The following is a 5,210-nucleotide window of genomic DNA, read 5'->3' as shown; positions in this document are numbered from 1 at the left end:
GGTGAATGGAACAATGGAACCGGCCGTCGCAAATCCAGCGTCGCCCGTGTTTTCCTGAAAAAAGGCTCTGGCCAGATCGTGGTCAATGGCAAGGACATTCAGGCCTACTTTGGCCGTGAAACCTCCATCATGATTTGCAAGCAGCCCCTGCTGCTGACCAACCACGCCGATACCTTCGACGTGATGGTGAACGTGCATGGCGGTGGCGAATCCGGTCAGGCCGGCGCTGTGCGCCACGGCATCACCCGCGCCCTGATCGACTACGACGCCACGCTCAAGCCGGGCCTGTCGCAAGCCGGTTTCGTGACGCGCGATGCCCGCGAAGTCGAACGGAAAAAAGTCGGTCTGCGCTCCGCGCGCCGTCGCAAGCAGTTCAGCAAACGCTAATCTGTCTGGCCTCAACTGCAAAAGCCGCCTTCAAGTCGAACTTGGGGCGGTTTTTGCTTTCTGGGCCTGGGTTGCGTTTGCTTTCACTTTGAAAGGTTTGCATGCGGTTTCGGCTACTTCGCAGAAAACTCACCGTCAGTGCACCGCGCATGGCGGTCCGCAGTGCGTTGCCGTGGCCGTTTCGCTGGTTGTTGGGAGCGGTCGTGCTCGGCTTCTCGGGTTCGCTGGCCATGTGGGCCTTCGAGTTCGGTCGCGACATTGCCGGCCTGGACCGCGAGTCCAAGCAGGAGCTCAGCCGCCTGCGTGGCGAAGTTCAGACCTTGCGTGCCGACCTTCTGGTGGCCCAGTCCGTGGCCAACACCTCAGAGAGCCTGCTCACCACCGAACGCAGCGCGCAGGAGCAGCTGGCCATGCGCATTCGTCAACTGGAGGTCGACAACGAACTGCTGCGCAGCGACCTCGGATTTTTCGAGCGCCTGATCCCGGGTTCGGGCGGTGATGCGCTGAGCATCCGCGGCCTGCAGGCCGAGCAGGTGTCCGATACCCAATGGCGCTGGCAGGCGCTCATGATGCAGGCCACCAAGAACGCACCTGACTTCAAGGGTGCGCTTGAAATCACCTTCACCGGCACGCTCGACGGCAAGCCGTGGTCACTGGCCCAGGCGCCTGCGCCCCAGCCGGTGTTGATCAAAGGCTATCTGCGCATGGAAGGCATCGTCGATGTGCCAACGCAGGCCATGGTAAAAAACGTGACGGCCAGAATCCTGCAAGGGACCTCGGTGCGGTCGGTACAAACATTCCAGCTGTGACAAACAGCGATCCGTCGTTTGGAGAATCCCCATGTTTGGCAAGAAAAAACAACCGCCCATCAAGAGCCTGATTGCACAGGGCACCCGCATTGAAGGCAATGTGCTGTTTCACGATGGCCTGCGTGTCGACGGTGAGGTGGTGGGCGACATCCGCGCCAGCGACGAACAGCCCAGCATCCTGGTGATCAGCGAAGTGGCGGTGGTCACCGGCCAGATCCTGGCCGACCACGTGATCATCAACGGGCATGTCAAGGGCCCGGTGCAGGCCTTTGAATTGCTCGAGCTGCAGCCCAAGGCGCGCATTGAAGGCGACGTGTCGTACAAGGCACTCGAAATGCACCAGGGCGCCACCATCACCGGTCAGCTAAAACCCATGGCCGTCGACGTGGAAGACAAACCCACACTGAAACTGGCGGCAAACAACGGCTGAGCACAATCCCGAGCGTTTTGATTTAGTATCTTTCAACGTTCCGGACGCAGCTTGCGTCCTGCCTTATCCCTGTGGTCCTGATCAAGGGCCACACCATCCCAAGAGGTCATCCATGAGTGCAGTGGCAGAAAACATCCAGACCGACATGCCGGCCCCGCTGGTGTTCACCGACAGTGCCGCCGCCAAGGTGGCCGAACTGGTGGCCGAAGAGGGCAATCCCGACCTGAAGTTGCGCGTGTTCGTGCAGGGCGGCGGATGTTCCGGTTTCCAGTACGGCTTCACTTTCGACGAAGTGGTCAACGAAGACGACACCACCATGTCCAAAAACGGCGTGTCGCTGTTGATCGACGCCATGAGTTACCAGTACCTGGTGGGCGCCGAGATCGACTACAAGGAAGACTTGGAAGGCGCACAGTTCGTGATCAAGAACCCGAACGCCAACAGCACCTGCGGCTGCGGCTCCAGCTTCAGCGTCTGAAGCCACCCGCGCCGTCGGCGCGAACGAAAAAAAGGGAGCTTGGTGCTCCCTTTTCTGTTTCTGCAGCGTGCAGTCTTACTCGGCGCTGGCCTGCTGAACGCTGGCGGCCGCGTCGAGCTTGACGCGCTGCAGTTGGGCCAAGACATCAAAGCGGGCACGAGCCGACGGATTGATCGGAATCGATTCACTCTGGCGGGCGATGACCAGTGGATCCTGATGGACGCCGTTGTCGCGGAACTCAAAGTGCAAGTGTGGGCCGGTGGAGGCGCCGGTGGAGCCCACGGCACCGATCCAGTCGCCCTGGTTCACCTTCTGGCCCTGGCGCACGCCAATGCGGCTCAGGTGGGCGAACACCGTGGTCTGGTTGCCCCGGTGACGGATGTAAATGACATTGCCGTAACCGCGCTGCACGCCTGCGAATTCGACCACGCCATCACCGATGGTTCGCACAGGCGTGCCGGTGGGGGCTGCGTAGTCGACACCCAGGTGGGCCTTGCGGGTGCCGGAGATGGGGTGGAAGCGCATGCCGTAACCGCTGCTCACGCGCGAGAACTCCAGCGGCGACGACAGGTAGAACTTGCGCGAGCTTTCGCCGTTGAAGCCGTAGTACGCGCCGCGCTGGCCAGGTTCCTCGAACCACACGCCTTCGTGTTTGCGGCCGTTGTTGATGAACTCGGCGCTGAGCACACGGCCGGTGCGCATGCTTTCACCGTCGGCCTCCAGGCTTTCGTAGACCACGCTGAAGCGGTCGCCCTGGCGCAAGTCGCGGCGGAAGTCGATGTCGTTGGAGAACATTTCCGCCAGCTGCACCGCCACGGGATCGGGGATGTTGGCCGCGTCGGTGGCGGCGAACAGCGAACTGCGGATGGTTCCGCTGGCCAGGCGTGCCGAGGCGGTGAGATCACCGGTCTCCAGGCGAGACTTGAAGCCTTCAGGCCCGTTCTCGATCACCAGGCGGGAGAACTTGCGGTCGTCGCCTGCGAGCCAGCGCGAGGTCAGCCGTTGCAGTTCCTGGCGGTCGTTGGTCTCCACGCTCACCAGCCGGCCACCACGGCCTTGCAGCAGCTGTCGGGCGGTGGCGTCGGTGCGCAGGAAGCCTTGGGCCTCGGTGTCCACCACACCCAGGCGCTGCAGCAGGCTCTGGGCGGTGTCGTCGCGGCGCGTCACGTCGCTGCGGAACAGCACGAAATCGTTGGAAGAAGCGGCCAGCACGCCAGGCACTTCAAATGTGGGGGTGGCGAGGGCTTCGACGACCTGGCGCACCGGAAGGTCGGCGGCATCGGGTGCAAGCGGTGCAATGCCGAAAGCAGTGACGCCGGTGCCCAGCAGCAAGGCGCCAATGCCACCCGTGATGCGGCGGGGGTGCCTGGCAAGGCTTTGGCGGGTGGCCTCAGTGACCTGGGTCAGCGAGTGGAGCAGCGAGCGGATCAAAATCGGTGTTTCCTGAAAAGATGTCCAACGGTCTGTTGGATGGGACACACAGGCTGAGAGGCTCAGGCGGAACAAGTTCACACGAATTTCGTCTGGGCGATGAGCCGGCTCCAAGATGTGCAAAAAGCGCGCCAACTAAAATCCGTCACTCGGCGCGCAGTATAGCCAGCGCCTTGTAGCCCGCACCCGAGAAAACGCTTATGAATCCCAGCACCCCAGCAGCACAAAGTACTCATCAAAACCATCCTGTTGAGGGCGTACTGACAGACGGTGTGAAAAATGCCTTGAACGTGACACTCAGGGGGTGCGAAGAATTGATTCCCCAGGCCGACTGGATCAAAAAATTGTCACAGTCGGAGAAGACCGGCCAGCCGCTGCGCATCAAGTTGGGGCTGGACCCGACGGCGCCGGACATCCACATTGGCCACACGGTGGTGCTCAACAAGATGCGCCAGTTGCAGGACCTGGGGCACCAGGTGATTTTTCTCATTGGGGACTTCACCAGCCTGATCGGCGACCCGTCCGGGCGCAACAACACGCGCCCGCCGCTGACCACCGAGCAGATCCAGACCAACGCCGAGACTTACTACAAGCAGGCCAGCCTGGTGCTGGACCCGGCCAAAACGGAGATTCGTTACAACAGCGAATGGAGCCTTCCGCTGGGCTCGATGGGCATGATCCAGCTCGCGGCCAAGTACACCGTGGCGCGCATGATGGAGCGCAACGATTTCCACGACCGATTCAAGGCCGGCACGCCGATCAGCGTGCACGAGTTCCTGTATCCGCTGATGCAGGGCTACGACTCGGTGGCGCTCAAGAGCGACCTCGAACTCGGCGGCACGGACCAGAAGTTCAACCTGCTGATGGGCCGCCACCTGCAGGCCGAGTACGGCCAGGAACCACAGTGCATCCTCACGATGCCGCTGCTGGAAGGCCTTGACGGCGTGGACAAGATGTCCAAGAGCAAGAACAACTACATCGGCATCACCGAACCGGCAAACTCGATGTTCGCCAAGGTGCTGAGCATTTCCGACACGCTGATGTGGCGCTGGTACACGCTGTTGTCGTTCCAGTCGCTGGAGCACATCGAATCGTTGAAACAGGCCATTGCCCAGGGCGCGAACCCGAAGGACGCCAAGGTGGCGCTGGCCAAGGAAATCACCACGCGGTTCCACAGTGCGGCGGCAGCCGATGCCGCCGAGCAGGACTTCATCAACCGCAGCAAGGGCGGTGTGCCGGACGAGATTCCCGAGGTGTCCTTGTCGGGTGCGCCGATGGGCATTGGTTCGTTGTTGAAGTCGGCCGGTCTGGCGCCTTCCACCAGCGAGGCCAACCGCTTGATCGAGGGCGGTGGTGTGCGGGTGGATGGGGCGGTGATCAGCGACAAGGGTTTGAAGCTGCCTGCCGGGACGTTTGTGGTGCAGGTGGGGAAGCGGAAGTTTGCTCGCGTCTCCTTGACCTAATTTCTTTTCCCTCGTTGCGCTTCGTTCATTGACCTCGCGGGATCGGAGCGGCACGGCGCTCTGCTCCGCGAATGTCCCCCGGGGCCTTTGGCCCCTCCTCCTGATACTCTGACCCCGCTCTCCTTGCACCCAAGAGAGCCCGCCTCGTGACCCCCTGCCTCCTCCTGGGATTGCATCCCGGCATAAAGACTGGGGCACACGGCGGATTCGAC

General features: G+C 61.9%; 6 protein-coding genes. 5 read left to right on the top strand and 1 reads right to left on the bottom strand.

From position 1 onward, the window contains the following. The 4 genes from rpsI to erpA form a co-directional block, all read left to right on the top strand. Nucleotides 1-387, top strand: a 387-nt coding sequence (gene rpsI, locus Q0C59_RS18450) for a 30S ribosomal protein S9 (RefSeq protein ID WP_291218299.1), incomplete at its 5' end; no start/stop codon positions are given. A gap of 149 nt (nt 388-536) precedes the next feature. Then, the gene (locus tag Q0C59_RS18445) at nt 537-1,196 is read left to right on the top strand and encodes a DUF6776 family protein (protein ID WP_366518874.1); all 660 of its coding nucleotides are present in this window, start codon (nt 537-539) and stop codon (nt 1,194-1,196) included. Between the two features lie 31 nt (nt 1,197-1,227). Continuing rightward, the gene (locus Q0C59_RS18440; RefSeq protein WP_291218296.1) at nt 1,228-1,626 is read left to right on the top strand and encodes a polymer-forming cytoskeletal protein; all 399 of its coding nucleotides are present in this window, start codon (nt 1,228-1,230) and stop codon (nt 1,624-1,626) included. A gap of 112 nt (nt 1,627-1,738) precedes the next feature. Continuing rightward, on the top strand, nt 1,739-2,104 hold the full coding sequence (gene erpA / locus Q0C59_RS18435) for an iron-sulfur cluster insertion protein ErpA (RefSeq protein ID WP_291218294.1): 366 nt from the start codon (nt 1,739-1,741) through the stop codon (nt 2,102-2,104). Between the two features lie 75 nt (nt 2,105-2,179). Here erpA and Q0C59_RS18430 read toward each other — a convergent pair whose 3' ends face one another. Next, on the bottom strand, nt 2,180-3,535 hold the full coding sequence (locus tag Q0C59_RS18430; RefSeq protein ID WP_291218292.1) for a peptidoglycan DD-metalloendopeptidase family protein: 1,356 nt from the start codon (nt 3,533-3,535) through the stop codon (nt 2,180-2,182). Between the two features lie 200 nt (nt 3,536-3,735). On the opposite strand from Q0C59_RS18430, the gene tyrS reads away from it, so the two are divergent. Next, nucleotides 3,736-4,998, top strand: a complete 1,263-nt coding sequence (tyrS, locus tag Q0C59_RS18425; RefSeq protein ID WP_291218290.1) for a tyrosine--tRNA ligase — start codon at nt 3,736-3,738, stop codon at nt 4,996-4,998. Nucleotides 4,999-5,210 lie beyond the last annotated feature (212 nt).

The sequence above is a fragment of the Hydrogenophaga sp. genome, assembly GCF_022844385.1.
In the GTDB taxonomy this organism is placed as follows: Bacteria; Pseudomonadota; Gammaproteobacteria; order Burkholderiales; family Burkholderiaceae_C; genus Hydrogenophaga.
Note: the sequence above shows the minus strand (reverse complement) of the source record. Positions and strands in the feature narration are given on the sequence as shown.

Coding starts and splice junctions, on each gene's coding strand:
- Q0C59_RS18445 (WP_366518874.1), top strand. CDS start 537: ATGGCGGTCCGCAGTGCGTTGCCGTGGCCGTTTCGCTGGTTGTTGGGA.
- tyrS (WP_291218290.1), top strand. CDS start 3,736: ATGAATCCCAGCACCCCAGCAGCACAAAGTACTCATCAAAACCATCCT.
- erpA (WP_291218294.1), top strand. CDS start 1,739: ATGAGTGCAGTGGCAGAAAACATCCAGACCGACATGCCGGCCCCGCTG.
- Q0C59_RS18440 (WP_291218296.1), top strand. CDS start 1,228: ATGTTTGGCAAGAAAAAACAACCGCCCATCAAGAGCCTGATTGCACAG.